Origin of the sequence: Rathayibacter sp. AY2B9 (assembly GCF_002931595.1) — a bacterium.
Taxonomy (GTDB): domain Bacteria; phylum Actinomycetota; class Actinomycetes; order Actinomycetales; family Microbacteriaceae; genus Rathayibacter.
On sequence record NZ_PSUB01000008.1, the window covers coordinates 72901 to 96076 of the forward strand.

Consider the following 23176-nt stretch of genomic DNA (forward strand, 5'->3'; position numbering starts at 1 on the left):
CCACTTCACAGGAAGGCGCCACACCATGCGCACTCGACACGTCACCACCCTCTCCGCCCTCTCGGCCGCAGCCCTGCTCGCCCTGACCGGCTGCAGTGCCGGAGCCTCCGGCAGCCCCTCCGCCGAGGTCGCGCCCGCTGCGACCGAGGTGAGCATCACCGACGGCTGGGTGAAGGCCGCCGACTCCGGCATGTCCGCCGCGTTCGGTGAGCTGGAGAACTCCGGCACCCAGGACGTCACCGTCGTGTCCGCCACCTCCGCCGCGTCCTCCGAGCTGGAGCTGCACGAGACCGTGGCGAACGAGTCGGGCGAGATGGTGATGCGCGCCAAGGAGAGCGGCTTCACGATCCCCGCCGGCGGCAGCCTCGAGCTCGCCCCCGGCGGGAACCACATCATGCTGATGGACCTCGCCGCGCCGATCGTCGCCGGAGACGAGGTCACCGTCACCCTCACCTTCTCGGACGACTCCACGACGGAGTTCACCGTCCCGGCGCGCGACTACGCCGGCGCGAACGAGGACTACGAGGGCGGCGACATGGACATGGACATGGGCGGAGAGGGCTGATGAGCGAGGACCGCGACACCGGCCACGGCGCCGACGAGCGCCCGCGCAGCGCCGTCAGCCGGCGACGGCTCCTCCTCGGCGGAGCAGTCGCCGGCATCGGCGCGGCAGGTGCGATCGGAGCGGACCAGCTGCTCGGCCGCGGCGGCGCTGCGCCGGCAGCGGCCGCAGCGCTGAACGGCGACGAGACGATCGCCTTCCACGGTGCGCACCAGGCGGGGATCGCCGCGACGCCGCAGGCGCACGCGACCTTCGTCGCCCTCGATCTGCGCGAGAGCACCGACCGGGACGGGCTGCGGCGGATGCTGCGCATCCTGTCCGACGACGCCGCGCGCCTCACCCAGGGGCAGCCGGCCCTGGCCGACTCCGAGCCCGAGCTCGGCGTGGTCCCCGCCCGCCTCACCGTGACCTTCGGGTTCGGGCCGAGGCTCGTGTCCCTCGCGGCCGGCGAGGCGGCGAAGCCGGCCTGGCTGGCACCGCTGCCCTCGTTCGGGATCGACCGGCTCGAGGAGCAGTGGAACGACGGGGACCTGCTGCTGCAGTTCCACGCCGACGACGCGTTCACGATCGCGCACGCGCTGCGGATGCTGCTGAAGAACACCCGCACCTTCGCGACCGTCCGCTGGGCCCAGACCGGGTTCCGCCGGGCGCACGGCTCCGAGAAGGCCGGCACCACGATGCGGAACCTGTTCGGCCAGGTCGACGGGACCGTCAATCCGCGCCCCGAGGACGTCGACTTCGACGAGCTGGTCTGGGTCCGCGACGGCTGGCTCGCCGGCGGCACCGGGCTGGTGCTGCGCCGGATCCGGATGGACCTCGACAAGTGGGACCGCCTGGACCGCAGCGGCCGCGAGCAGTCCGTCGGGCGGACCCTCGCGAACGGCGCGCCCCTCACCGGGACGGCGGAGGCCGACGAGCCCGACTTCGAGGCGACGACGACCATCGGCTTCCCGGTGATCCCCGAGTTCTCGCATATGAGGCGCGCCCGCTCGGAGAACACCGCCGAGCGCTTCCACCGCCGCGCCTACAACTACGACGACACCCCGACGGGCGAGGACATCTCGAACTCCGGGCTGATCTTCGCGGCGTACCAGGCCGACGTCACCGCGCAGTTCGTGCCGATCCAGAAGCGCCTGGACGAGCTGGACCTGCTCAACGAATGGACGACGCCGATCGGCTCCGCCGTCTTCGCGATCCCGCCGGGCTGCGTCGAGGGCGGCTACATCGGCGACACCCTCCTCTGACCCTCACCGGCACCCGCCACAGCACCGAAGGACCAGAAGCATGACCACCACCGCCACGAGACCCCGCGACTCCGCCGACACCCCGCCCCCGCCGCGCAGAAGCAGCGCAGGCTGGCTCGGACAGCTGCTGCTCCGCCTGCACTTCTCCGCCGCCCTGTTCGTCGGGCCGTTCATCCTCGTCGCCGCGACCAGCGGAGCGCTCTACGCACTCACCCCCCAGCTCGAGCAGGTCGTCTACGCGCAGGAGCTGCACGCCCCGGAAGCGGACACCTACCTGCCCCTGGCCGACCAGATCGACGCCGCCGACGCGTACACCGGAGGCGGGCAGAGCATCGTCGCCGTCCGCCCCGCCCCGAACCCCGGCGACACCACCCGGGTGATGTACGCGGACCCGGCGCTCGGCGCCAGCGAGACCCGCGCGGTCTTCATCGACCCGGCCACCGCCGACGTCCGCGGCGACCTCACCGCCTACGGCACCAGCGGCGGCCTGCCGTTGCGGACCTGGGTCAGCGACCTGCACCGGACGCTGCACCTCGGGGACGTGGGCCGCTCCTACAGCGAGCTCGCCGCCTCCTGGCTGGGGGTCGTCGCCCTCGCCGGCCTGGGCCTCTGGATCATCCGCCTCCGCCGAGCCCGCGTGAAGAGGGACCTGCTGCGCCCCGCGCCGAGGACCACCGGCTACAAGCGCCTGTTCTCCTGGCACGCCTCCACCGGCGTCTGGCTGCTCGTCGGCGCCCTGTTCCTCTCGACCACAGGCATCACCTGGTCGCTCTACGGAGGCGGGAACTTCGAGACCCTCCGCTCCGCAGTCGGCTGGACCACGCCCTCGCTGGGGACGACGCTCGGCGACCGGACCGGTGAGGTGGCCGACGAGCACGCCGGACACGCCGGACACGGCGCGGCCACCGGCGACGCCGTCGAGTCGACGGCGGGCTACTCGCCGGCCGCCTACGACTCGGTGCTCTCGGTCGCCCGCGAGGTCAACGTGAACACGGGACTGGTCGAGATCCGGCCGCCCGCGGCGGAGGGCTCGGCCTGGGTCGTGCAGGAGATCCAGCGCAGCTTCCCGACCGAGGTCGACGGCGTCGCGATCGACGGGAGCACGATGCAGGTCGTCGACCGGGTCGACTTCGCCGACTTCGGCCTCGTCGCCAAGCTCTCCCGCTGGGGCATCGACACGCACATGGGCTCGATGTTCGGGCTGCCCAACCAGCTGCTGCTGTTCGTCACCGCGGCCGGCATCGCCACGATGGTCGTGCTCGGGTACCTGATGTGGTGGAAGCGCCGTCCCACCCGCGGCCCCCGACGGCTCGTCGGCACCCCGCCGGCCCGGGGAGCTCTCCGGCGCGCGCCGTGGTGGGGAGTCGCGTCCGTCCTGGTGGTCGCCGCCGCGCTCGGGCTGTTCCTCCCGCTCCTGGGGGCGAGCCTCGCGGCCTTCGTGATCATCGACACGCTGCTGGGGCTCCGACCCGCGCACCGCTGAGCGCGCGGGCGCCGGCCCGGTGAGGTGCACCGGGCCGGCGTCACAGCCCCTTCGGGAAGCCGAGGGAGCGCAGCGCGGGGTCGAGGCCCTCCCACTGGTGACGCCGCTCCGCGTCCCGGTCGGCGTCGCTCCCCCGGAGCCCGACCGCCTTCGCGGCGTACACGGCGGCGTGCGAGCAGTGATCGACCATGTGCGCGACGGCTGCGGCCTGCCCGGCCGCCCGCGCGGCAGCGGTGGCGGCCCGCTCGCCCGCCTGCGTCGCGGCGCGGGCTGCGGCGTGCGCCGCGAAGGCCGCCGTGCGGCACTCGGTCATCGGAGCCTCGCCCCGCCCCCAGGCGAGGAGGACGTCGAGCGCGCGCCGGGGCCGGGGATCGTCCGGGTCCCACTCCTCGAACGCCGGGAGGGCGCGCTCCGCGCACTCCGCCGCCCACCACGCGAGCGCCCGGTGGACCTCCGGCTCCGGATCCGCCCAGGCCGGCTCCTCCGCTCCGCTCACGGGTCTTCCTCCGGCTCCAGTGCTCAGCTCAGGCGCTCGGTCAGGTGGACGGTGACGACGTCGCCGAGGTCCTTGCCGATCGTCTTCCGCAGTTTCGCGCTGATCGACAGCATGTGACCGCCGGCGCCGGTCGGCAGCAGGCCCGCGGTCACCGGCTCGCCGTCGACGGTGGCGACCACCTTCACCGACCTCCCTGTGCCGAGCAGCTCGACGGAGCCGGGCACCTCGACGCACGACCAGAGGTCGCCCTTCACGGCGACACCGATCGGGGCGGTGAAGGCGAGGTCCAGGGGGCCGGCGCTCATGCGCTCTCCTCCGCGGACGCCGCGCTCTCGCCGGAGGAGTCCTGCCCGCTGTACCGGTCGAGGATCTCGTCGTACATCGCGGCGTCGAGCAGACCATCGGACAGGGCCCGGCGGACCTCCTCGAACTCCCCCGGGTCGAGGGTCGTCCAGTCGAAGCCGTCACTCGGCGATCCGGGCCGGTAGCGCCGGCGGCCGAGCTCGTCGACGGCCTGCTCCCGCGTCAGCTCCCCCGCGGCGAAGCGCTGCGCGATCCCGTACGGTGTCGCGCCGGAGAAGCAGGAGCGCACGTGCGGCAGCGCGGCGGCGGCCTCGATCCCGTCGGACACCTCGTCGATCGACATGCGGACCCCTCCCGTCCGAGGGTCCACCGACCCTCCCGTCGACCCTACGACGAGACGTCGCATCCCGGTCGGGCCGGGCGACGAGCACTGCCCGCGACTTGCGGCTACCGTTCCTCCATGACCGGACGCGCCGCTACGTCCCGGCACGAGTTCCGCGTCGACTCGCGCACGCTCGTCGCCCACGACTTCCTCGGCACTCGAGCCCCCCGCGCTGTCGTCGTCTGGTGCGGAGGGACACCGCACACCGGCGCACTCCTCGCTCCCCACGTCGACGCCGCTGCGGCGCGCGGCATCCGGCTCGTCTCCGTCGCCCGTCCCGGCTTCGGCGGCTCGATGCGCGCTCCCGGACGGAGCATCGCGGATGCGGCCGCCGATGTGCTCCGCGTCGCCGACCTGCTCGGGATCGAGCGCTTCGTGGTGACGGGCTACTCCGGCGGCGGCCCGCACGCGCTGGCCGTCGGGGCTCTCGGAGGTGATCGCGTCGTGGGCGTCGCGACGTTCGGCAGCCCGGCGCCCTTCAGCGACGACGGAGCGTGGTTCGAGGGCATGCAGGATCCGGGCGCTCTCCGCAGCGCGCGCGACGGCCGGGCTGCGCGCGAGGAGTGGGAGGAGACGGCCCGCTTCGATCCGGAGCAGTTCACCGGTGACGACTACTCGGCCCTCGACGGCCCGCTGACGGCGCTCGGCGCAGAGGCCGGCCGCGCCTCGGAGCTCGAACAGGGTGGGAGCGTCGACGACGACCTCGCTCTCGTCATGCCCTGGGGAGTCGACCTCTCGCGCCTCGCGGCGCCGGTCCTCCTCCACCACGGCGCGGCGGACAGGGTGGTCCCGGTCGCCCACGCGGAGCGGATCCGCCGCCTCCACCCAACCGCGGAGCTCACGATCCGACCCGGTCGAGGCCACATCGGCGTCCTGCTCGACTGGCCGGACGTCCTCGACCGCCTCCTCGCGGACGGGTGCCCCGGGGACCGCCCCGGCAGCGGAGGCTGAGCGTCTCATCGCGGCCGGCAGCGGCTCGACGCGCAAGGTGGGCCTGGAAGGGCCACGCTTCGGGAGGGCTCCCTCCGCGAGGATCACGGCATGGCCCCCCACACGGATCCCCGCCGATGACTCTGCAGGACCTCGCCGACGAGCTCGCCCAGGCTCTCGACCGCCCGGTGACGATCGAGGACGCCTCGAGCCGGGTACTGGTGGCGACGCGCGCGCGCGAGGAGGCGCCCCGCGACGGGGTGTTCCCCGTCCAGGATCCGCGGGGCCGGCTCGCGACCCTCCTCCTCCCCCGGGAGCGGCCCGCGCCGCTCACTCCGGCCGAGTACTCGCTCATCGACGCGGCCGTCGGAGCGATCCGCCGCCTCCTCGGCCCCTCGACGCGGGCGGGCGGCAGCTGCCGGCGCGCGGACGTCCTCGCGGCGCTCCTGTCGGGCGACGGCGGCACCCGGCGCGCCTCCTTCGCCGAGGCGGTCGAGCGCCGCTGGCTGCGCCGGGACGCCCAGACCGTGGTCCGCGCGGTGCGGCTGACCGGCCCGACCGGCTCCCTGCAGCGGACGGCGCTGGCGAGGCGGATCGACGCGAGCGCCGCCTCCGGCCTGACGTTCCTCGGCGACCAGGAGGGCGTGCTGTTCTTCGTGAGCGTGGAGGCGCCCGAGGCCGCCGCGGAGGCGGACGACGTCCTGCGGGCGGAGGCGCGCGGCCGCGGCACGGCCGTCGACGCGATCGGCTCGGCGCGCTTCGACGTCCGCGACGACGACCTCCTGCCGACCGCCGAGCGGGCCGCTCTCGCGGCGACCATCGTCGGCTCCCTGCCCGACGGCCGTAGCCGGGCCGACATCGCCGAGCTCGGGGCCTGGGTGCTCCTCGCCTCGATCGGGGCGGACAGCTCGCAGCTCGCCATGCTCTCGCCGGCCGCGGCGACGCTGCTCGAGCGGGGCGACGAGGTGCAGCGGCGGACCGTGGAGGCCTACCTCGACGTGCGCGGCAGCGTGCGGGAGGCGTGCGGGCTCCTCCACATCCACCGCACCACGCTCTACTACCGTCTCGACAACCTGCCCGAGGCGGTCCGGGACGCGCTCGACGACGGCCTCGCCCGCAGCACGCTGCACCTCTGCCTCAAGCTGATGAAGTTCCGCGACGGGCTCGAGCGGCGGCGTGCCTCGTGATTGTGACCGGGGACCTCCCGCAGGTCCGCCTCTACGGGCGGCGCGAGAGCCGCGACGCGTGGGAGATCCGCGACCTCCTCTCGCGCAGCGTCGTCTCGTTCTCGTGGACGCCGATCGACACGGACGAGCAGTGCCTCGCCGTCGCGGGGCATCCGCTCGCCACCGCGTCGCTCCCCCTCGTGGTGTTCCCGGACGGCAGCCGCGCCTCCGATCCGACGCTCGCCGAGGTCGCGGCCCGGCTCGGCTGGGTGGGCTCGCCGCGGCTCGCGGAGTACGACCTCTCCATCTACGGAGCCGGCCCGGCCGGGCTCTCGGCCGCCGTGTACGCCGCCTCGGAGGGGCTGAAGGTCGTGGTCCTCGAGCGCTCGGCGATCGGCGGGCAGGCCGGCTCCAGCAGCCTGATCGAGAACTACCTCGGCTTCCCGCACGGGATCGCGGGAGCCGATCTGGCCGAGCGCGCGCGGCAGCAGGCCGTCTCGTTCGGCGCCGAGCTGCTGCGGATGCGCGAGGGGATCCGCGGGCGCTTCGCCGACGACCGGATCCACGCGCTGCTCGCCGACGGGACGACCGTCGTCGCCCGCACCAACATCTGCGCCACGGGCATCCAGTGGCGCCGGCTCGGCCTCGAGCGCGAGGACGAGCTGCTCGGCGTCGGCCTCTACTACGGTGCCGGCACGAGCGAGGCGCCGCTCTGCGAGGGCGAGGACGTCGTGGTCGTCGGAGGCGGCAACTCGGCCGGGCAGGCCGTGATGAACCTCTCGGCGCACGCGCGGCACGTGACCATGCTGGTCCGCGGCCCGGATCTGGCCGACAGCCTCTCCTCCTACCTCGCGGAGCGCGTCGTCCGGCAGCCGAACGTGACGATCCTGCTCGACTCCCGCGTCACCCGCCTGCACGGCGCCGACGCCCTCGAGTCGATCGAGGTCGAGAACTCGGCGACCGGCGCGCACGGGGCGCTGGCCACCTCCCACCTCTTCGTCTGCATCGGCGGCGAGCCGGACACCACGTGGGCGGCGGAGACCGCGATCGTCCGCGACTCCGGCGGCTACCTCGTGACGGGACCGGACCTCGCCGGCGAGCACGCCGCTCCCGACTGGCCGCTCGAGCGGGCGCCGTTCTACCTCGAGACCAGCGTCCCCGGCTCCTTCGCCGCGGGGGACGTGCGCCGCAGCTCGGTCAAGCGCGTCGCCTCCGCCGTCGGCGAGGGCGCGATGGCCGTCACCTTCGCCCACCGCCACCTGCAGGAGACCTCGTGAGCCGCCGACTGCCGACGGTGCGCCACGGCGTCGGCTTCTGGATCGTCGCCGCGACCTTCCTGCTCGTGATGGCGTACTCGACGGTGCCGACTCCGCTCTACCCGCTCTACCAGCAGCTCGACGGCTTCCCACCGTTCGTGATCACCGTCGTCTTCGCCGCCTACGCGGTCGGAGTGATCGTGAGCCTGTACCTCGCCGGTCACGTCAGCGACTGGCTCGGCCGCCGCCGAGTGCTGCTGATCGCGGTGCTCGTCTCGGCGGTCTCGGCCGTGCTCTTCTCGCTGACGACGGAGGTGCCGGGGCTGATCGTCGCCCGCTTCGTCAACGGCGTCAGCATCGGGATGCTCACCGCCACGGCGACCGCCCACCTCGGCGAGCTGCGTGCCCGCGCCCGGCCCGACGAGAACACGATCGTCGCCGCGTCGATCTCGGGCGCGGTGAACCTCGGCGGACTCTCGCTGGGCCCGCTGCTCGGAGGGGTCTTCGCCGAGTTCCTGCCCGATCCGCTCCTCCTGCCGCACCAGGTGTTCCTGGTCGCGCTGCTCGTGGCGGGCCTGGCGCTGCTCCTCGTGCCCGAGACGGTCGACGTGCCGGAGACGGCGCCCGCCTACCGGCCGCAGCGGCTCTCGGTGCCGGCGGATACGCGCCGGGCGTTCCTGCTCGCGGCGTTCGGAGCGTTCTCGGCCTTCTCCGTCCTCGGCCTCTTCACCTCGCTCGCACCGACGTTCCTGGTGCAGACCTTCCAGGTGCGCGACCACCTGCTGGCCGGCGCGACGTCCTTCGCCGTGTTCGCCTCCGCGGCCCTCGGCCAGCTGCTGCTCGTGAAGGTGGGGATGCGCCTGCAGCTCTCGATCGCGGTGGCGGGCTGCGCGGTCGGGCTGACGGCGGTCGCGGCCGGAGCGATCGCTCCGCAGCTGGGAGTGTTCCTCGCCGGGGCCGTCGTCTCGGGCTTCGGGGTGGGGCTGCTCTTCAAGGGCTCGGTCGGCACGGCGGTCGCCCTCGCGGATCCCGCCCGCCGGGGCGAGACCCTGGCGGTGGTGTTCCTGGTCGCGTACACGGGGCTCGCGGTGCCCGCGCTGGCGGCGGGAGCGGCGCTCGACCTCGTCACCGCGACGACGGTGCTGACGGTGTTCGCGGCGCTCGTGCTGGCGGCGACCGCGACGGCCGGCGTGCTGCTGCGCGCCCGCAGCGCGGCGGCCGGGCGATGAGCGGCGGAGCGGGGCGGCGCTGCGGCGTGCGGGCCGGCGGCCGTCCGGGTGCCGGCCGCGTGCACCCCGGACGGCCGCCCGCCGCATCAGAAGTCCTCGCGCCGCTCCTGCTCGGCCTCGGCGGCCGGCTCGAGCGCGGCGAGATCCCCGAGCGCGAGGCGCAGCTGGCGCAGCAGCCACTCCTCGGTCAGCGCACCCGCGTCGAGCGCGTCCAGCCGGCGGAGGCGCTCGGCGGCCGACCCGGTGAGGTCGGCGGGCGTCCCGGCGCTCATGCGCCGTACCCCGCTCCGCGGAGCAGGCGGCGCAGGTCGACGAGCTGCTGCTCGTCCACGTCCTTGCGGTGCGGCCGGTGGAGGGTCTCGGTCGTCGAGCCGACCGTCACCGAGAAGGCGCCGTCGTGCTTCTCGTGGACGGTGCCGACGGCCTCGAGCAGCGTCAGCACGTCCGCCCAGAGGACGTTGTGGCTCGGCGAGTCCTCGAGCAGCCGCTCGAGGGTGTCTCGCTGGTTCGAGTGGAGGTGGCGGGTGTCTGTCATGAACGGCCCTTCGGTGTCTGCGCACGCGCCCCGGTGGCGGTGCTCGGCGTCGCGTCCGACGGTAGGCGCGCGGGTGGAGCCGGTGCGCGAGTCGGATGACTCGAAGAGCGGACGCCGCGGGGCGGCCCCGCGAGAGGTGCGGTTCCCACGAGAGGTGCGGCCGTGAATCCGGAGCCGGGCGACCGCCTCGACGAGGAGGACCCTCCCCGCACGCCCGCGCTGCCCGAGGCCGCCGTCTCCGCCGCGTCGCTCCCCGACCGGCCGGCCGCGTTCCTCAACGCCCTGCTGACCGAGCACTTCGTGCTGGAGTCGGCGCGCGGCATCACCGTGACGGAGTCGAGCAGCCGCGCCTCGCTCTACCTGACGATGCTCTCCAGCTCGCTCGTGGCCTTCGGCTTCCTCGCCCCGACCCGGTATGCGATGGGGTTCCTCGCGGTGATCATCCCGGTCGTCGTGCTGCTTGGGGTGTTCACCTACGAGCGGCTGGTGCAGACCTCGATGGAGGACATCGCCGCGCTGACGGCCATCCAGCGCATCCGCCGCTACTACGGGACCCTGCTGCCGGGCGCGGGCGCCTACTTCGCGGTGCCGCGTGGCCGCCACGCGCCGAACGAGCTGCTCGAGATCGGCCGGCGGCAGAGCTGGCGGGGCATCTTCTTCACGATGTCCTCGGCGATCGCGGTGGTCAACTCGATCGTGGCGGGCGCCGGAGTCGCGCTCGCGCTGACGCAGAGCGGCGCGGACGAGGTCCCCGCGATCGCGTGCGGGATGGCGGCCGCCGTCGTCCTCGCGGTGCTGCACGGGGTGTACCAGTTCCACCGCTACCGGCAGATGCGGCTGCGGATCGCCGAGGCGGAAGCGCTGGACGGGGTCGAGAGGGGGTGACGGGGCGGGGCTCGGCCGGCGGGGTCCGGAGCTGACGAACGCCGATCAGGCGCGGCGTCGGCCGCCGGCTGGTCAGCTGGTTTCGACCTGCTCCCGCGCCTGCTCCCGCGACTGCTCAAGAGTTGTCGCACTCGACGCCCAGTGCGACAACTTCTGGACTCTCGTGGCGATCGCTCCTCGGCGGGCCGCCGCGACCATCCAGAAGTCGCCGTAGTCGGTCGCGAGTACGGCGACTCCTGGCTACTCGCCGCCTGTGGACAAGCGTTGGGCGTCGGCGGCTCCGACGGCCGCGACTGCTCGAGAGTTGTCGCAGTCGACGCCCAGTGCGACAACTTCTGGACTTTCGTGGCGATCGCTCCTGGGCGGGCCGCCGCGACCATCCAGAAGTCGCCGTGGTCGGTCGCGAGTACGGCGACTCCTGGCTACTCGCCGCCTGCGGACGTGCGCAGGGAGCCGGCGGCCACTGTCCAGGAGTTGTCGCAGTCGATGCCGAGTGCGACAACTCCTGGACTCTCTCGAAAGTCCTGCGCTGTCGCGAGGCGCGCGGCTCAGCCCCGCTCGGCGCGCTCGGCGAGGAGGTACTGCCAGTCGCGCGGCACGCGGTCCTTCGGCCCCGGGGTGGTCTGGCTCGCCGGGTGGCTCTGCGGGTCGGCCAGGGCGGGGCCGTCGGCGTAGTCGTCGGTCCGGTAGTCCCAGAACCAGTCCTCGCCGGGCTCGAAGCTGCGGATGACCGCGTGGCCCGTCGAGTGGTAGTGGGCCGTCGCGTGGCGGTTCAGCGAGTCGTCGCAGCAGCCGATGTGCCCGCAGAGCGCGCAGCGGCGCAGGTGCAGCCACCACGAGCCGGACTGCTCGCACTCGACGCAGCCGGGGCCGCTCGGCGGGACGGAGGGGTCGATCATCTGCTGCGACGTCATGCGCTCAGCATGCGCCTCCCGCGGCGGCAGGCACCAGGTCGGATGACTCGATCCTGCGGCTCCGTCACGCGCTCCGGGCGTCCTCGAGGCTGAGGAGCGCGTCGCGGAGCCCGGCCCGCGAGGTCACCCCGAGCTTGGGGAAGATCCGGTACAGGTGCCCGCTGACGGTGCGGGGCGAGACGAAGAGCTGCTGGGCGATCTGCTTGTTCGACAGGCCCGCGGCGGCCAGGGAGACCACGCGCCGCTCCTGCTCGCTGAGGTCGGCGGCGACCGGCGCCTCCCCCGCTCCGCCCGCCGCCCGCAGCTCGTGCTGGGCGCGGGCGAGCCAGAGCTCGGCCCCCACCGCGGCGAACCCCGCGGCAGCCTGGCGGAACCGGGTGCGCGCCTCCAGCGGGCGCATCCGGCGGCGCAGCCACTCGCCGTGGCAGAGCTGGACGCGCGCCCGCTCGAACGGCCACTCCTCGGAGGCCGGGTCGAGGGAGCGCTCGAAGAGGGCGCCCGCGCCGCCGGTCGGATCGAGGACCGCGGTCGCCGCGAGGGCGAGCATCCGCCCGCGGGCAGCGAGGGGCCGAGCGGCGAGGTCCGCCGCGGCCGCCGCCAGCTCGGCGCAGTGCTCGGGCAGGCGGAGGCGCGAGGCGGCCTCGGCGGCGTCGAGGAGCTCCAGCGGGTCGCCGCTGGCGCGGGAGGAGGAGCGGGCGTGCGCCTCCTCGAAACGGCCGCCGCCGAGGTCGAGCGAGCACAGGGCGTGATCGGCGGCGCGCGCGACCGACGCCGCTCCGTGCCGCAGCGCCCAGGCCGTCGCGCGCTCGGCGCACTCGAGGGTGCGAGTGCGGTCGCCCTGCACGGCGTGGCCCCGGGCTCGAGTCGCGTCGATCAGCGCGCGCACGGCGGGCAGGTCGTCGGCGCGGGCGGCGGCGCGGTGGAGGTCGGCCGAGGCGTCGTCGAGGCGACCGCCGTCGAGTGCGGTGGTGCCGCGGCGGAGGAGGGCGAGGGCGCCGCGTAGGCCGTCCGCCTCCTCCCCGCCGTCGAGGAGCCCGGCGAGGCGGTCGCGGCGCTCGTCCGAGACCTCGAGCAGCGACCAGGCGAGGTGCAGCGCGACCGTCTTCCACGGGTCGCCCGTGACCGCGGAGTCCTCGGCGAGCAGCAGGCGGCGCTCCCACTCCTCGTCCGGTACCGGCCGCACGCAGGCCTCCACGAGGCGCAGGACGGGATCGAGGGGGTGCTCCTCACCGACGGCGAGCGCCTCCTGCCACCACGCGGGATCGCCGCGGAGCATGCAGGCGAGGTGGAGAACGGTCGCCAGCAGGTCGGCGGCGGCGTCGTGAGGGGCTGCGTGGTCGGCGGGGAGGCTGCTGACGTCGTCGCGGGAGGCGCCGGTCTCGGCGGGAGAGACACCGCCGACGGGAGAGACACCACCGACAGGAGAGACACCACCGACAGGAGAGTCACCACCGACAGGAGAGTCACCGCCGGCGAGCGAGGCACCACCGACTCCCGAGCCCCCACGCCCCGCCCGAGCGCCGAGCCCCCGGAGGGCCGCGCGGCGGACCCCGCCCACGTCCCCCGTGCGGAGCAGCGCATCGGCCAGCCGCGCCGCCTCGACGCCGGCCCCGAGAACCCCGCCGTCCTCCCGCGAGCGATCGACCACCCGCTCGAGGGCCGCCGCGTCGCCGGTGAAGGCCGCGACGGCAGCCGCGCGCGCCTCGAGCTCCTCCCGCAGAGCAGCACAGCGCGCGCTCGAGCGCGCCTCGGTGAAAAGGAGCAGCGCCTCCTGCGGCCGACCCGCGCGGAGTCGCTCCTCCGCCGCGTCCCTCAGCAGCCGCGCCCGCTCCTCCGGCCCGGCCGCGTCGTCCGCCGCGAGCAGCAGGCGGAGGTGCGGGGCCGACTCCGGGCGCTCGGCTAGCCGCCTCCGTGCCGCCCGCAGCGCTCGGGGCATCGCCGTCGAGAGCACCACCGCGCGGACCACCGGGTCGCGGAACGCACGGCCGCCCGCCGTCAGGATCCCCGCCTGCACCAGGGCGCTGTCCCCGTCTCCGCGGGCCGACCCGATGCTCTCCGGGAACTCGGCGCCCGCCACCGCGGCGACCAGGAGCGCCTCCCGGCTCGGCTCCGACAGCGGAGCCAGCAGATCGAGCACCCTGGTCTCGGCCTGCTCGAGCCGCGGGTAGACCGGGAAGGGCGCGGGAGCGTCCCCGTCGGCCCAAGCCCGCCCGAGGACGTCGAGGAGCAGCGGATTCCCCTCCGCGACCCGCAGCAGGCGCGCCTCGACGGCGAGCGGCCGGCGGCCGCCGTGGGCGCGCAGGAAGCCGCGGGCCGCCTCCGCGTCGAGGGGCTCCGTGCGACGGTGCCGGAGGCCCTCCCAGCCGGCGAGGACGCGGCGGTCGCCGGTGGCGAGGAGGCAGGCGGCACCGACCTCGTCCACCAGCCGGGTCACCAGGGCCTGGAGGGTCTCGCGGGCGGCGACGTCGAACCGCTCCCAGTCGTCGACGACGATCAGGAAGCCGGGGTCGCAGGGCGAGGCGGAGGAGTCGCGCACCCGCTGCAGACGGCCGATCAGCGTGGCGAACAGTGCGAGCGAGGACGCGCCGATCACGGCGTCGCCCCGGTCCGGCCGCACCTCCACGACCTCGCAGCCGGCGGCGCGAGCGGTGGCCGCGGCGGAGCGCAGCATGTGCGTCCGGCCCGAGCCGATCCCGCCCTCGACCACCAGGAGCCGCTCCCGCGCGGGCGACGCCGAGCTCAGCATCCGGACCACCACGTCCTCGGGGGCGCTCGGGTGCGCGGGCGGCGAGGAGAGTGCACTGATCGTCATCGCGACTCCTGAGGGACGGGTTCCGAGGACCCCATGCTGACCGCCGGGCGCGGGCGCGCTCTCCTCCCTCTGTCGGAACCCTCCGGAGCGCTCCCTCTGCCGAACCGTCCCGAGCGCCCGGCCCCCGATCGGCGCCGGGCAGGGGGGCGCAGCAGGGCAGTGGGCCCCGCGAGCGCCCGACGGTACTCTGTGTCCCACCGGACGACCGGTACGGCCCCACCCCCGCACGACCGCCGCTCGACCCGGCGGGTGATCCGATGGAGTCGCACGATGAGCTCTCGCAGCCCCCTCGCGGAGTTCCTCCGCGCTCGCCGGGCGGCGCTGCGGCCGGAGCAGGTCGGCGTGCCGACCGCGGGCACCCGGCGGCGGGTGCCGGGCCTGCGCCGCGAGGAGGTCGCCGACCGCGCCCGGATCAGCCGCGACTACTACCTCCGCGTCGAGCAGGGGCACGCGGTCGCCCCGTCCGACCAGGTGCTGAACGCCCTCGCCGAGGCGCTCGCCTTCGACGAGTTCGAGCGCGCCTACCTCTTCCGGCTGGCCCGGCTGCGCCCCGGCCCGCACGGTCCCGACTCTCCTCCGCCGGGCCAGGGCGTGGAGTCGCTGCTCGCCCACTGGCCGAGGACCCCGGCGTACGCGTTCGACCGCAACCTCGACGTCCTCGGCGCGAACGACCTGATGAGCCGTCTCGCCCCCGACAAGGGCGTGCCCGGCGCCAACATGCTGCTCTCCACCTCCCGCGGCTACGCGCGCGCCGTGGCGAACGGCGACCCGCCGGACCAGCTGCGGGCGTGGGGCCAGGTCTTCCGCGAGCTGATCGCCGCGCTGCGGTTCTACAGCGACCCCGACGATCCGCGGCTGCACGAGATCGTCGGCGAGTGCTCGGTCGAGAATCCGCTGTTCCGGTCGATCTGGGCCGAGTACCAGGTCCGCCCCTTCACCCACCGGTGGATCCGCGTCCACGTCGAGCCGTTCGGCTGGCTCGACCTCGAGATGCAGACCCTGGAGCTCGCCGGCGCTCCGGGCCGGTACGTCGTGACCTACCTCGCGGCAGCGGGGACTCCGGCGGCCGCGGCCGTCGACGTCCTCGCCTCGCTGCGGCACGCTCCGGAGGCGGGCACCGCGGTGGCCGCCCCGGCCGGCGCCTGACGCGTGGCGGCGAGCCGGGCGAGCGCCTCGCGACCCGCCGCGTCACCCGCCTCGAACAGGAGCAGGAGGCGCGCGCCGTCCCGGACCAGCCGGTAGTCCATCGGAACGGAGCCGACCGCGGTGTCGAGGAACACGACCGACCCGCGTGCGTCGGCCTCCGCTCCGGCCGCCCACGAGTCCGCGAACCGGGGGCTCCTCGCCGAGAGCTCCCCGACGACCGTCAGGAACTCCCGGTCCCCCCGGTGCCGCTCGAGCGAGTCGCGGAGCATCGCCGCGACCTGGTCGGCGGCGGACCCCCAGCAGGGCAGGTCCTCGACCTCGGACGAGTCCAGGAAGGTGAAGCGGGCGATGCTCACTCCCGGGGCGAAGGCGGGCGAGAGCGCCCGCGCGAGCGGAGTCGCGGCCAGCACGCGCAGGTGCCGATCCAGCAGCACCGCCGCCCTCCCCGCCCACGGCAGGAGCGCCGCCTCGTGATCCTCCGCCATGTCCCCGTCCCCTCCGCGCGTCCCTCCCTCAGCGCAGCGGAGTGATCCCCTGCGTCCCGAGCGGGAAGGTCGCCAGCACCTCCTCCGGGATGTTCAGGTGCTGCGCGACCAGCGACGGCGGCAGGTGGCTCAGCCACTGGGCGAGCGACACCTCCTCGTAGCGGGAGCTCTTGAAGGTCTCGATGTAGACGAGCGTGTCGTCGCCGGTGTTCTCCACGTAGTGGCCGAAGTTGCGGCGCACGACGCCCACGTCTCCGGCGTGGAAGTCGGTCGTGTTGGCGTGCGGGCCGGTGTTGAAGACGGTCATCCGAGCGGATCCGCGGAGGTAGTACTGCCACTCGTCGGCGTTGGGGTGCCAGTGCAGCTCGCGCATCGAGCCGGGCTCGACGGTCGTCAGCGCGGCCGAGACCGTGCGCGAGGCCGGGAAGTTCGTGCTGTCGGCGATCTGGATCCGGCCGCCGCTGTTCTGGTGCACGGGCTCGGAGCGGGAGAGCCGGAAGATCACCGCCTCGTCGCCGTCCTGCACCCCGGCCGCGGCCCGGTCGGCCTGGAGGTCGCCGGGCACGTCGCCCGGGAAGATCCAGAGGTCGTGCAGCGGGATGTCGCGGAAGACCTCCTGCGCGACGCCGAAGTTCTTCGCCAGCACGTCCGGCGGCGTGTGCGCGAACCAGTCGGTGAGCAGGAGCGTGTTGCTCTCGGACTGCTCGCCGTCGTCGAACGCGAGCACGAACTCCGCCCCGTCCGGGCCGAGGCCCTGCAGGGAGTGCGGCAGGCCGGGCGGGAAGTACCAGAGGTCCCCCTCCTGCACGTCGTCGACGCTGGGCCGGCCGGTGCGGCTGAGCGTGGTGATGCGGCAGTTCCCCTTGGTCATCAGCGCCCACTCGGCGCTCTGGTGCCAGTGCAGCTCGCGGATCCCGCCGGCCTCGAGGTACATGTTCACGCCGGCGATCTCGTTCGAGATCGCGAAGTCGGCCTGCGTGAGCTCGCGCGCCCAGCCTCCCCGCTGCACCCGCCGCGGCGAGATGTTGAAGGAGGACCAGAAGAACGGCTGCGTGCTGATGTCCGTCGCGGGCGCGGCGATCTGGTTCGGGAACAGTCCCTCCAGGACGCGGTTCTGCGGGCCGGTCATCGTGTTCGCCGAGGGATCGCCCTCGGTGTTCACGATCCCCTCCTGGGGGAGGTCCGGGTCTCCGAAACCGGGGGTCTCGTGGTGCGGAGCGGTGCTGTCGTCGGGTTCCACGGCGTTCTCCCTGCTGATCGTCCTGCGCGCCTGCGCTGCTCCGATCCCACCGCTCCGGCCCGGGCGGCACCACGGTCATCCGACTCGATCCGCGCCCTGACGACCGGCCCGGGTCAGCCGCCCAGGCCCTCGAGCACGTCCCGCGAGGGCACGAAGTAGACCCCGCCGGTCGTCGCGGTCGAGAAGTCGAGGAGGCGGTCGTGCCGGCCTGCGGGCACGCCGACGAACATCCGCGTCAGCATCGTCTCGATCACCGACAGGTCGGCGGCCAGGCCGAGGAAGTACGTGCCGAACTCGCCCCTGCCGGGCCGGCCGAAGGGCATGTTGTCGCGGAGGATGTCGTGCTCGGTCCCGCCGGCGTCGACCACGGTCGCGAGCCCCTTGTGCGAGAGCTGCGCCGGATCGTCCTCGCGCTCGACGTTGTCGGCCTTGCTCCGGCCGATGACCCGCTCCTGCTGCTCGGTGGTGAGCGCGTGCCAGGACGTCAGGTCGTGCAGGTACTTCTGCACGACCAGGTAGCTGCCGCCCGCGAACGCCGCGTCCTCCGCGCCGATCAGCGCGACGCGGGGCAGCGCCTCCCCGGTCGGGTTCTCGGTGCCGTCGACGAAGCCCAGCAGGTCGCGGTTGTCGAAGTAGCGGAAGCCGACCACCTCGTCGCGGACGACGACGTCCTCGCCGAGCGCGTCGAGCAGGAGGCGCTCGAACTCGAAGCAGGCGTCGTCGCGCTCCGCCCGGATGTGGAACAAGAGGTCGGTCTGCGTCGAGACGGCCGTGTGCGCCGCGCCCACCACCTCCCTGAACGGGTGCAGCTGCGCGGGGCGCCCCTCCCCGCCGAAGCGGTCCCACGCGTCGCTCCCGATCCCGACCAGGCACGAGAGGCGCAGGCCCAGGTCGCGGAAGCCGACCGCGCGGAGGATCCCGCCCACGTCGGCGACGACGTCCCGCACGCGGTCCGCGGCGTCCTGCCCGCCGACGATGTCGAGCGAGAGGAAGACGGCGGACCGGCTGAGCGGAGCGACGACCGCCTGCGGCTCGATCGGGACGCGGTCCTCGACGGTCACCGGAGCACCGCCGGCCGGGGCGTCGTCGTCCTGGGCGTCGGCAGGGCCGTCGTCGTGGGCGTCGTCGTGGGCATCGCGACCTCCGATCCGCGCGCCGCGGGAGGGCGCGTCCGCCGCGATCCTGTCAGCGCCCGCGGTGCCGGTCACGAGTCATCCGACCCCACTCGGCGAGCGCGGCCGGCGGTCTCGGCACCGCCCGGGCGACCAGGTCTGGACGATCGTCGGAACATCTCCCCGCGCTCTTCAGGGAGCGCTCCCACGCCCCTATCGTGGAGCCGCTCCCCACCCTCATCCGGGGAGGCACCACCTTGGACACGACCCGGGCCGGGCTCGGGATCGACACGAGCACGGAGGTTCGAAGATGCCGTTTGTGACCACGGACGACGACGTCGAGATCTACTACAAGGACTGGGGCAGCACCGACGCGCAGCCCATCGTCTTCCACCACGGCTGGCCGCTGTCGTCCGACGACTGGGACGCGCAGATGCTGTTCTTCCACGCGCACGGCTACCGCGTCATCGCGACCGACCGCCGCGGGCACGGACGCTCGACCCAGGTCGGCACCGGACACGACATGGACCACTACGCCAGCGACGTGAACGCGGTCGTCGAGCACCTCGACCTGCGGAACGCGATCCACATCGGCCACTCCACCGGAGGCGGCCAGGTCGCGCGCTACGTCGCGAAGTACGGCGAGCCCCAGGGCCGCGTGGCCAAGGCCGTCCTCGTCTCGTCGGTCCCGCCGCTGATGGTGCAGACCGAGGCTAACCCCGAGGGCACGCCGATCTCGGTGTTCGACGGCTTCCGCGACGCTCTCGCGGCGAACCGCGCCGAGTTCTACCAGGCCGTGGCCTCCGGGCCCTTCTACGGCTTCAACCGCGAGGGCGTCGAGCTCTCGCAGCCCGTGGTCGACAACTGGTGGCGCCAGGGCATGACCGGATCCGCGCTCGCGCACTACGAGGGCATCAAGGCCTTCTCGGAAACGGACCAGACCGAGGACCTGAAGGCGATCACCGTCCCCGTCCTCGTCACCCAGGGCGACGACGACCAGGTCGTCCCCTACAAGGACGCCTCGCTCAAGCAGCACGAGCTGCTGCAGAACTCGACGCTCAAGATCTACGAGGGCTACCCGCACGGCATGCTGACCGTCCACGCCGACGTCATCAACCCCGACCTGCTGGCCTTCATCCAGGAGTAGCGCGGCACGCTCGCAGGCGCGTCCCGGCCGTTCCGGGGCGCGCCTGCGTGTCTGCGCTCGGAGTGGGGCCCGGCGCCCCTGCGAGCGGAGTCCCGCCTCAGGCGTCGGCGCCCGCGTCCCTGCCGAGCACCGCGGCGAGCTCGCCCCGCCCGCCGATCCCGAGCTTGCGGTACGCCGCGTACAGGTGCGCGCCGACCGTGCGCGGCGAGAGGAACAGGTTCTGCGCGATCGCGCGGTTCGACAGCCCCGTGCTCGCGAGAGCGCAGATGCGCAGCTCCTGCGGGGTCAGCGTGGCAGCGGCCGGCGACGGCGCGTCCGCGATCCTCCCTCCGGCGGCCCGGAGCGCGTCACGGGCCCGATCGGCCCAGGCGTGGATCGGCAGCTCCTCGAGCATCGCCAGTGCCTCGCGGAGGAGGGGCCGCGCCTCCGCCGCCCGACCGGCCCGGTGCAGCCCGTCGCCCACGAGCAGCAGCGCCCGCGCCCGTACGTACGGGAGCGGCGGCGGAGTCCGGCGGAGCAGCCCGGCCGCGACGTCCGGCGCTCCGTCGGCGAGCGCCACGGCGATCTGCGCGTACCGGAGGGCCGCCTCGATCATCGGCTGGTGCCAGCGCTCGAAGAGCGATTCCAGCCTCGCGGCGTGCAGGCGCACGACTCCGACGTCCCCGATCGCGAGAGCCGCGTCGACGAGATCGGGCGTGGTCAGGATCGCGAAGCCGGGGTTCAGGGAGTCGTCGTCCGTGTCGAGGAGGGGCAGGAGCTCCGGCACGGCGTCGCCCGGTCGAGACTCGAGGACCGCCACCGCCGCTCTCGATCCGCGGAGCGTCGCCCGCATCACGCTCGAGCAGAGGACGGCCGCGCCGATCGCGCTGCCCGCGCTGATCGCCTCGGGATCGGGCGCGACGCCCTCCATCGCGTCGAACCAGGCCAGGCAGGCCCGGGAGGCGGTCTCGAAGCCGACGTCCCCCAGGTCGCTCCCGAGGACGAGCGCCTCCTCGGCGAAGGAGCGGGCGCGCGAGATGCGGCCGGCGAGCGACGTGGTCATCGAGGCGGCGAGGAGCGCCTGCGGGAGGATCCGGATGTCGCCGCGCGCGCGCAGCCCCGTGATCGCCTCCTCCAGGAGCTCCCGGGCGACCTCGACCTCGCCCGCCGTGTTCAGCGCGTAGCCGAGCCACCACGCCTCCTCCGGACCGCTCGCCCCGCCGGCCGCCGCGAGCGCCCGGCGGACGACCTCGTCGCCGCGGGCGATCGGCTCGGTGACCGCCGCGAGCAGGACGGCGCGCGGGTCGGAGTCGTCGAGGGCGAGCGCGCGCACCGCCTGGATCATCGGCTCCCCCGGCGACGCCTCGCGGTTGTGGTCCCAGGCGATGGCGGCGAGGTGCAGGAGCGCGGCGGTCGCGGCGTCGACGGCTCCGTGGCTCTGCAGCGCCGTCACTGCGGCGAGCGCGGGCGAGAGGTCTCCCCGCGAGAGGGCCGTGCGCCCGGTCGGCAGCGTCTCGCGCGTCCAGGCGGCGCGGGCGGTGAGCACCGGATCGACGGTCTCGCCCGCCGCGCGGTGCACGAGCAGCGCCGCCTCCGCGGTCCGGCCGGCGAGCCCGGAGTACTCGGCCGCGTCGATCAGGCGCGAGACGCGCAGCGGCCCCGCGGGGGTCAGCTCCGCCGCCCGCTCCATCGCCTGAGCCGCCAGGACCACGTCGCCCGTCGCGAGGCCTGACGCCGCGAGACCGGCGAGCTCCTCGCCGACCGGCCCGTCAGAGCCGGTCGCGAGCTCGGACCGCCACCAGAGCGTCCGGCTCGGGTCGTCGCGGTGCTCCTGGACGAGCGTGCGGAGCACGGCCGCGCGCTCGGAGGGGCGGCTCACGCTCGTCACCGCGGACTGCACGAGAGGGTGCCGGAAGCGGAGTCCGCTCCCCGGCGTCCAGCTGAGCAGCGACGCGGCGACGGCCCGGTCGATCCAGGAGGGGTCGGGGTGGCGGCCGATCGCCAGGTTCGCCAGCCGGCTCGCCTCCTCCGCCGTCGCGACGTCGCCCAGCGCCACGGCCAGCACGGCGAGCCGCGAGGGCTGGTCGAGCTCCGCGAAGCGCTCGGCGAAGGCCGACTCGAGGCGTCCGGTCACCGCGCGGTCCTCCGCCTCGTCGGCCGACGGGTCGCGCCCGGTCAGCTCCACCAGGGCGAGCGGATTCCCGCGGGCGAGGTCGAGCAGAGCGCGCCGGGCGGCGCCGCGAGGAGGATGCGGGAGCGTGTCGAGGAGAGCGGCCGAGTCGGCGGCCGACAGCGGCCCGAGGTGGAGGTGCTCGAGGCCGGAGTCCTCCTCGGGCCGGTCCCTCGTGGTCATCACGACGACGACGCGGTCCTCGCCGATGCGCCGGGCGAGCATCCGCAGCGCCCACGCCGACTCCGGGTCGATCCGGTGCAGGTCCTCCACGACGACCAGCAGGGGCCGATCGGCGGCGGCGTCGCTCAGGAGGGTCAGGGCCGAGAGGCCGGCCAGGAGCGGCGTCGGCTGCACTCCGTCCGCCAGGTGGAAGGCCACGCGGAGCGCGTCCTGCTGCGGCAGGGGCAGGCCGTCGAGGCCCGGGCGGAGCGGGTGCAGGAGGAGCTGCAGCGCCGCGTACTGGTCGCCCGACTCCGCTGCGGAGCCCGCGGTCCGCAGCACCCGCACATCGCGTGCGCGGGCGTAGGCGACGACCTCCTCGACCAGGGTGGTCTTGCCGACCCCGGCGTCCCCGTCGATGACGAGCGCCGACCCCTGGGCGGCGATGCCGTCGACCATCAGACGGAGCCGCGCGAGCTCCGATCCCCGACCGACGACGAGCGCGTCCCGCTTCACGCGTCGAGTATCGCACCCTCGCGCAGACACTCCTCGACCCGGTGGCGGGCCCGGATGAAATCGATCGCGGCGGCCGCGGCGCTGCCGGGGGCGCCGAAGAAGGAGGTCAGGAAGTGGTCGCCTCCGTGCACCTCCAGGGTCTGCCAGCGGAAGGCGATGAAGCCGAAGGGGTCGACGCGCACCGGCGACGAGCCCTCGCGGAGCGGATACGCCTCCTGGCTCGCCCAGACGCGGCGGAAGACCCGCGAGCGGCCTCCGAGCGAGGCGACCAGGACCCGCAGACGCGGGTCCGCCGGGTCGGAGTGGAAGCGGAGGGCGGCCGTCATCACGGCGATCGTGCGGTCCCAGTCCTCGTGCCGCTCGGCGTCGGTCTCGAGCGCCGCGGCGTCGACGACGGCCTCGATCATGTTGGTCCCCTGCTCGCAGGCCAGGGGGAGGAACAGGCGGCCGAGCTCGTTCACGGCGACGAGGTCCAGGTAGCGGTCGACCACGTAGGCGGGCGTCGTGGTCCAGGACGAGACCATGCTCGTCAGGCTGCCGACCTGCGCCGGGGTCGGCCCGGCCTGCGCCCAGCCCGGTGAGCGGCGCGGCGCGGCGTGCCCGCCGAGCCGGAAGAGGTAGTCCCGCCCGTCCGCGTCGAGACGGAACGCGCGGGCCAGAGCGTCCAGGACCTGCGCCGAGGGGCGGCGGTCCTTGCCCTGCTCGAGCCGCAGGTAGTAGTCCGGGCTGATCCCCGCGAGCACGGCGACCTCCTGGCGGCGCAGCCCGCTGACGCGGCGCCTGCCGTCGGCGCCCAGGCCGACCTCGTCGGGGCGCAGCCGGTCGCGGTGCCCCCGGAGGTAGGCGCCGAGCCGCGCGGTGTCCGTGTCCACGATCCCGCCCTTCTCTCCCTTCGAGGCTAGGGAGGAGGCGGGCCCGACTCCACGCGACGCCGACCTAGATCCGCGGAGGGAGTACCTAGATCGGCGGGGCGTGCTTCAGGGTGGGGGCGGTGCGCGGCGGGGTGCGGAGGAGCGCACCGG

At 74.5% G+C, this 23176-nt stretch carries 22 protein-coding genes; 10 read left to right on the plus strand and 12 right to left on the minus strand.

Features of this window, described 5'->3' with window-relative positions:
- The first annotated feature begins 25 nt into the window (after positions 1 to 25).
- The 3 genes from C5C25_RS09440 to C5C25_RS09450 are packed head-to-tail and all read left to right on the plus strand — an operon-like array spanning position 26 to position 3289.
- Positions 26 to 565, plus strand: coding sequence for a copper chaperone PCu(A)C (locus C5C25_RS09440; RefSeq protein WP_104250441.1), 540 nt, complete (start codon positions 26 to 28; stop codon positions 563 to 565).
- Positions 565 to 1806, plus strand: coding sequence for a Dyp-type peroxidase (locus tag C5C25_RS09445; RefSeq protein ID WP_104250442.1), 1242 nt, complete (start codon positions 565 to 567; stop codon positions 1804 to 1806). The genes C5C25_RS09440 and C5C25_RS09445 overlap by 1 nt, the downstream gene beginning before the upstream one ends.
- A 40-nt stretch (positions 1807 to 1846) precedes the next feature.
- Positions 1847 to 3289, plus strand: a complete 1443-nt coding sequence (locus C5C25_RS09450; protein WP_104250443.1) for a PepSY domain-containing protein — start codon at positions 1847 to 1849, stop codon at positions 3287 to 3289.
- 40 nt (positions 3290 to 3329) lie between these two features.
- Here C5C25_RS09450 and C5C25_RS09455 read toward each other — a convergent pair whose 3' ends face one another.
- The 3 genes from C5C25_RS09455 to C5C25_RS09465 are packed head-to-tail and all read right to left on the minus strand — an operon-like array spanning position 3330 to position 4431.
- Positions 3330 to 3785 (minus strand): putative immunity protein, encoded by a 456-nt coding sequence (locus C5C25_RS09455; protein ID WP_104250444.1) that lies wholly within the window; start codon positions 3783 to 3785, stop codon positions 3330 to 3332.
- Positions 3786 to 3808: 23 nt separating this feature from the next.
- Complete coding sequence (locus tag C5C25_RS09460) at positions 3809 to 4090, minus strand: DUF1905 domain-containing protein (protein WP_104250445.1); 282 nt, start codon at positions 4088 to 4090, stop codon at positions 3809 to 3811.
- Positions 4087 to 4431 (minus strand): hypothetical protein, encoded by a 345-nt coding sequence (locus tag C5C25_RS09465; RefSeq protein ID WP_104250446.1) that lies wholly within the window; start codon positions 4429 to 4431, stop codon positions 4087 to 4089. The genes C5C25_RS09460 and C5C25_RS09465 overlap by 4 nt, the downstream gene beginning before the upstream one ends.
- 117 nt (positions 4432 to 4548) lie before the next feature.
- On the opposite strand from C5C25_RS09465, the gene C5C25_RS09470 reads away from it, so the two are divergent.
- The 4 genes from C5C25_RS09470 (at position 4549) to C5C25_RS09485 (ending at position 9051) form a co-directional block, all read left to right on the plus strand.
- On the plus strand, positions 4549 to 5421 hold the full coding sequence (locus tag C5C25_RS09470) for an alpha/beta fold hydrolase (RefSeq protein WP_104250447.1): 873 nt from the start codon (positions 4549 to 4551) through the stop codon (positions 5419 to 5421).
- Positions 5422 to 5537: 116 nt separating this feature from the next.
- Complete coding sequence (locus tag C5C25_RS09475; protein WP_104250448.1) at positions 5538 to 6587, plus strand: helix-turn-helix domain-containing protein; 1050 nt, start codon at positions 5538 to 5540, stop codon at positions 6585 to 6587.
- Between the two features lie 2 nt (positions 6588 to 6589).
- Positions 6590 to 7843 carry an NAD(P)/FAD-dependent oxidoreductase gene (locus C5C25_RS09480; RefSeq protein WP_104250449.1) on the plus strand — a complete coding sequence of 418 codons (1254 nt, stop codon included), beginning with the start codon at positions 6590 to 6592 and terminating at the stop codon, positions 7841 to 7843.
- Complete coding sequence (locus tag C5C25_RS09485; protein WP_258069380.1) at positions 7840 to 9051, plus strand: MFS transporter; 1212 nt, start codon at positions 7840 to 7842, stop codon at positions 9049 to 9051. The genes C5C25_RS09480 and C5C25_RS09485 overlap by 4 nt, the downstream gene beginning before the upstream one ends.
- A gap of 86 nt (positions 9052 to 9137) precedes the next feature.
- Here the strand turns inward: C5C25_RS09485 and C5C25_RS09490 are convergent, their stop codons facing one another.
- Positions 9138 to 9323, minus strand: coding sequence for a hypothetical protein (locus C5C25_RS09490; protein ID WP_104224778.1), 186 nt, complete (start codon positions 9321 to 9323; stop codon positions 9138 to 9140).
- The gene (locus C5C25_RS09495; RefSeq protein ID WP_104234134.1) at positions 9320 to 9586 is read right to left on the minus strand and encodes a hypothetical protein; all 267 of its coding nucleotides are present in this window, start codon (positions 9584 to 9586) and stop codon (positions 9320 to 9322) included. Before C5C25_RS09495 ends, C5C25_RS09490 begins: the two co-directional genes overlap by 4 nt.
- A 162-nt stretch (positions 9587 to 9748) precedes the next feature.
- Between C5C25_RS09495 and C5C25_RS09500 the strand changes: the two genes are divergently transcribed.
- Positions 9749 to 10471 (plus strand): hypothetical protein, encoded by a 723-nt coding sequence (locus tag C5C25_RS09500; RefSeq protein WP_104250450.1) that lies wholly within the window; start codon positions 9749 to 9751, stop codon positions 10469 to 10471.
- 548 nt (positions 10472 to 11019) lie between these two features.
- Here C5C25_RS09500 and C5C25_RS09505 read toward each other — a convergent pair.
- Complete coding sequence (locus C5C25_RS09505) at positions 11020 to 11385, minus strand: UBP-type zinc finger domain-containing protein (RefSeq protein WP_104227372.1); 366 nt, start codon at positions 11383 to 11385, stop codon at positions 11020 to 11022.
- 64 nt (positions 11386 to 11449) lie between these two features.
- On the minus strand, positions 11450 to 14197 hold the full coding sequence (locus C5C25_RS09510; protein ID WP_104250451.1) for a LuxR C-terminal-related transcriptional regulator: 2748 nt from the start codon (positions 14195 to 14197) through the stop codon (positions 11450 to 11452).
- A gap of 270 nt (positions 14198 to 14467) precedes the next feature.
- Here C5C25_RS09510 and C5C25_RS09515 point away from each other — a divergent pair, with 270 nt between their 5' ends.
- The gene (locus C5C25_RS09515; protein ID WP_181133678.1) at positions 14468 to 15343 is read left to right on the plus strand and encodes a helix-turn-helix transcriptional regulator; all 876 of its coding nucleotides are present in this window, start codon (positions 14468 to 14470) and stop codon (positions 15341 to 15343) included.
- Here the strand turns inward: C5C25_RS09515 and C5C25_RS16295 are convergent.
- The 3 genes from C5C25_RS16295 to C5C25_RS09530 form a co-directional block, all read right to left on the minus strand.
- Complete coding sequence (locus tag C5C25_RS16295) at positions 15235 to 15828, minus strand: hypothetical protein (protein ID WP_146079463.1); 594 nt, start codon at positions 15826 to 15828, stop codon at positions 15235 to 15237. The genes C5C25_RS09515 and C5C25_RS16295 overlap by 109 nt on opposite strands.
- Positions 15829 to 15856: 28 nt before the next feature.
- Positions 15857 to 17068: a cupin domain-containing protein gene (locus C5C25_RS09525; protein ID WP_258060596.1), complete on the minus strand. Its 1212-nt coding sequence runs from the start codon at positions 17066 to 17068 to the stop codon at positions 15857 to 15859.
- A gap of 113 nt (positions 17069 to 17181) precedes the next feature.
- A complete protein-coding gene (locus C5C25_RS09530) occupies positions 17182 to 18276 on the minus strand; it encodes a Dyp-type peroxidase (protein ID WP_308470797.1) in 1095 nt (364 codons plus the stop codon).
- Positions 18277 to 18490: 214 nt separating this feature from the next.
- On the opposite strand from C5C25_RS09530, the gene C5C25_RS09535 reads away from it, so the two are divergent.
- A complete protein-coding gene (locus tag C5C25_RS09535; RefSeq protein WP_104227375.1) occupies positions 18491 to 19327 on the plus strand; it encodes an alpha/beta fold hydrolase in 837 nt (278 codons plus the stop codon).
- Between the two features lie 97 nt (positions 19328 to 19424).
- On the opposite strand, the gene C5C25_RS09540 is transcribed toward C5C25_RS09535, so the two are convergent.
- Positions 19425 to 22154, minus strand: a complete 2730-nt coding sequence (locus C5C25_RS09540; RefSeq protein WP_104250453.1) for an AAA family ATPase — start codon at positions 22152 to 22154, stop codon at positions 19425 to 19427.
- Positions 22151 to 23026 (minus strand): helix-turn-helix domain-containing protein, encoded by an 876-nt coding sequence (locus C5C25_RS09545; protein WP_104224008.1) that lies wholly within the window; start codon positions 23024 to 23026, stop codon positions 22151 to 22153. Before C5C25_RS09545 ends, C5C25_RS09540 begins: the two co-directional genes overlap by 4 nt.
- Positions 23027 to 23176 lie beyond the last annotated feature (150 nt).

What these genes read in the sequence shown, in the direction of transcription:
- C5C25_RS09445 (WP_104250442.1), top strand. Translation starts at nt 565, where the DNA reads ATGAGCGAGGACCGCGACACCGGCCACGGCGCCGACGAGCGCCCGCGC.
- C5C25_RS09535 (WP_104227375.1), top strand. Translation starts at nt 18,491, where the DNA reads ATGCCGTTTGTGACCACGGACGACGACGTCGAGATCTACTACAAGGAC.
- C5C25_RS09505 (WP_104227372.1), bottom strand. Translation starts at nt 11,385, where the DNA reads ATGACGTCGCAGCAGATGATCGACCCCTCCGTCCCGCCGAGCGGCCCC.
- C5C25_RS09490 (WP_104224778.1), bottom strand. Translation starts at nt 9,323, where the DNA reads ATGAGCGCCGGGACGCCCGCCGACCTCACCGGGTCGGCCGCCGAGCGC.
- C5C25_RS09470 (WP_104250447.1), top strand. Translation starts at nt 4,549, where the DNA reads ATGACCGGACGCGCCGCTACGTCCCGGCACGAGTTCCGCGTCGACTCG.
- C5C25_RS09510 (WP_104250451.1), bottom strand. Translation starts at nt 14,197, where the DNA reads ATGACGATCAGTGCACTCTCCTCGCCGCCCGCGCACCCGAGCGCCCCC.
- C5C25_RS09495 (WP_104234134.1), bottom strand. Translation starts at nt 9,586, where the DNA reads ATGACAGACACCCGCCACCTCCACTCGAACCAGCGAGACACCCTCGAG.
- C5C25_RS09475 (WP_104250448.1), top strand. Translation starts at nt 5,538, where the DNA reads ATGACTCTGCAGGACCTCGCCGACGAGCTCGCCCAGGCTCTCGACCGC.
- C5C25_RS16295 (WP_146079463.1), bottom strand. Translation starts at nt 15,828, where the DNA reads ATGGCGGAGGATCACGAGGCGGCGCTCCTGCCGTGGGCGGGGAGGGCG.
- C5C25_RS09440 (WP_104250441.1), top strand. Translation starts at nt 26, where the DNA reads ATGCGCACTCGACACGTCACCACCCTCTCCGCCCTCTCGGCCGCAGCC.
- C5C25_RS09465 (WP_104250446.1), bottom strand. Translation starts at nt 4,431, where the DNA reads ATGTCGATCGACGAGGTGTCCGACGGGATCGAGGCCGCCGCCGCGCTG.
- C5C25_RS09515 (WP_181133678.1), top strand. Translation starts at nt 14,468, where the DNA reads ATGAGCTCTCGCAGCCCCCTCGCGGAGTTCCTCCGCGCTCGCCGGGCG.
- C5C25_RS09450 (WP_104250443.1), top strand. Translation starts at nt 1,847, where the DNA reads ATGACCACCACCGCCACGAGACCCCGCGACTCCGCCGACACCCCGCCC.
- C5C25_RS09460 (WP_104250445.1), bottom strand. Translation starts at nt 4,090, where the DNA reads ATGAGCGCCGGCCCCCTGGACCTCGCCTTCACCGCCCCGATCGGTGTC.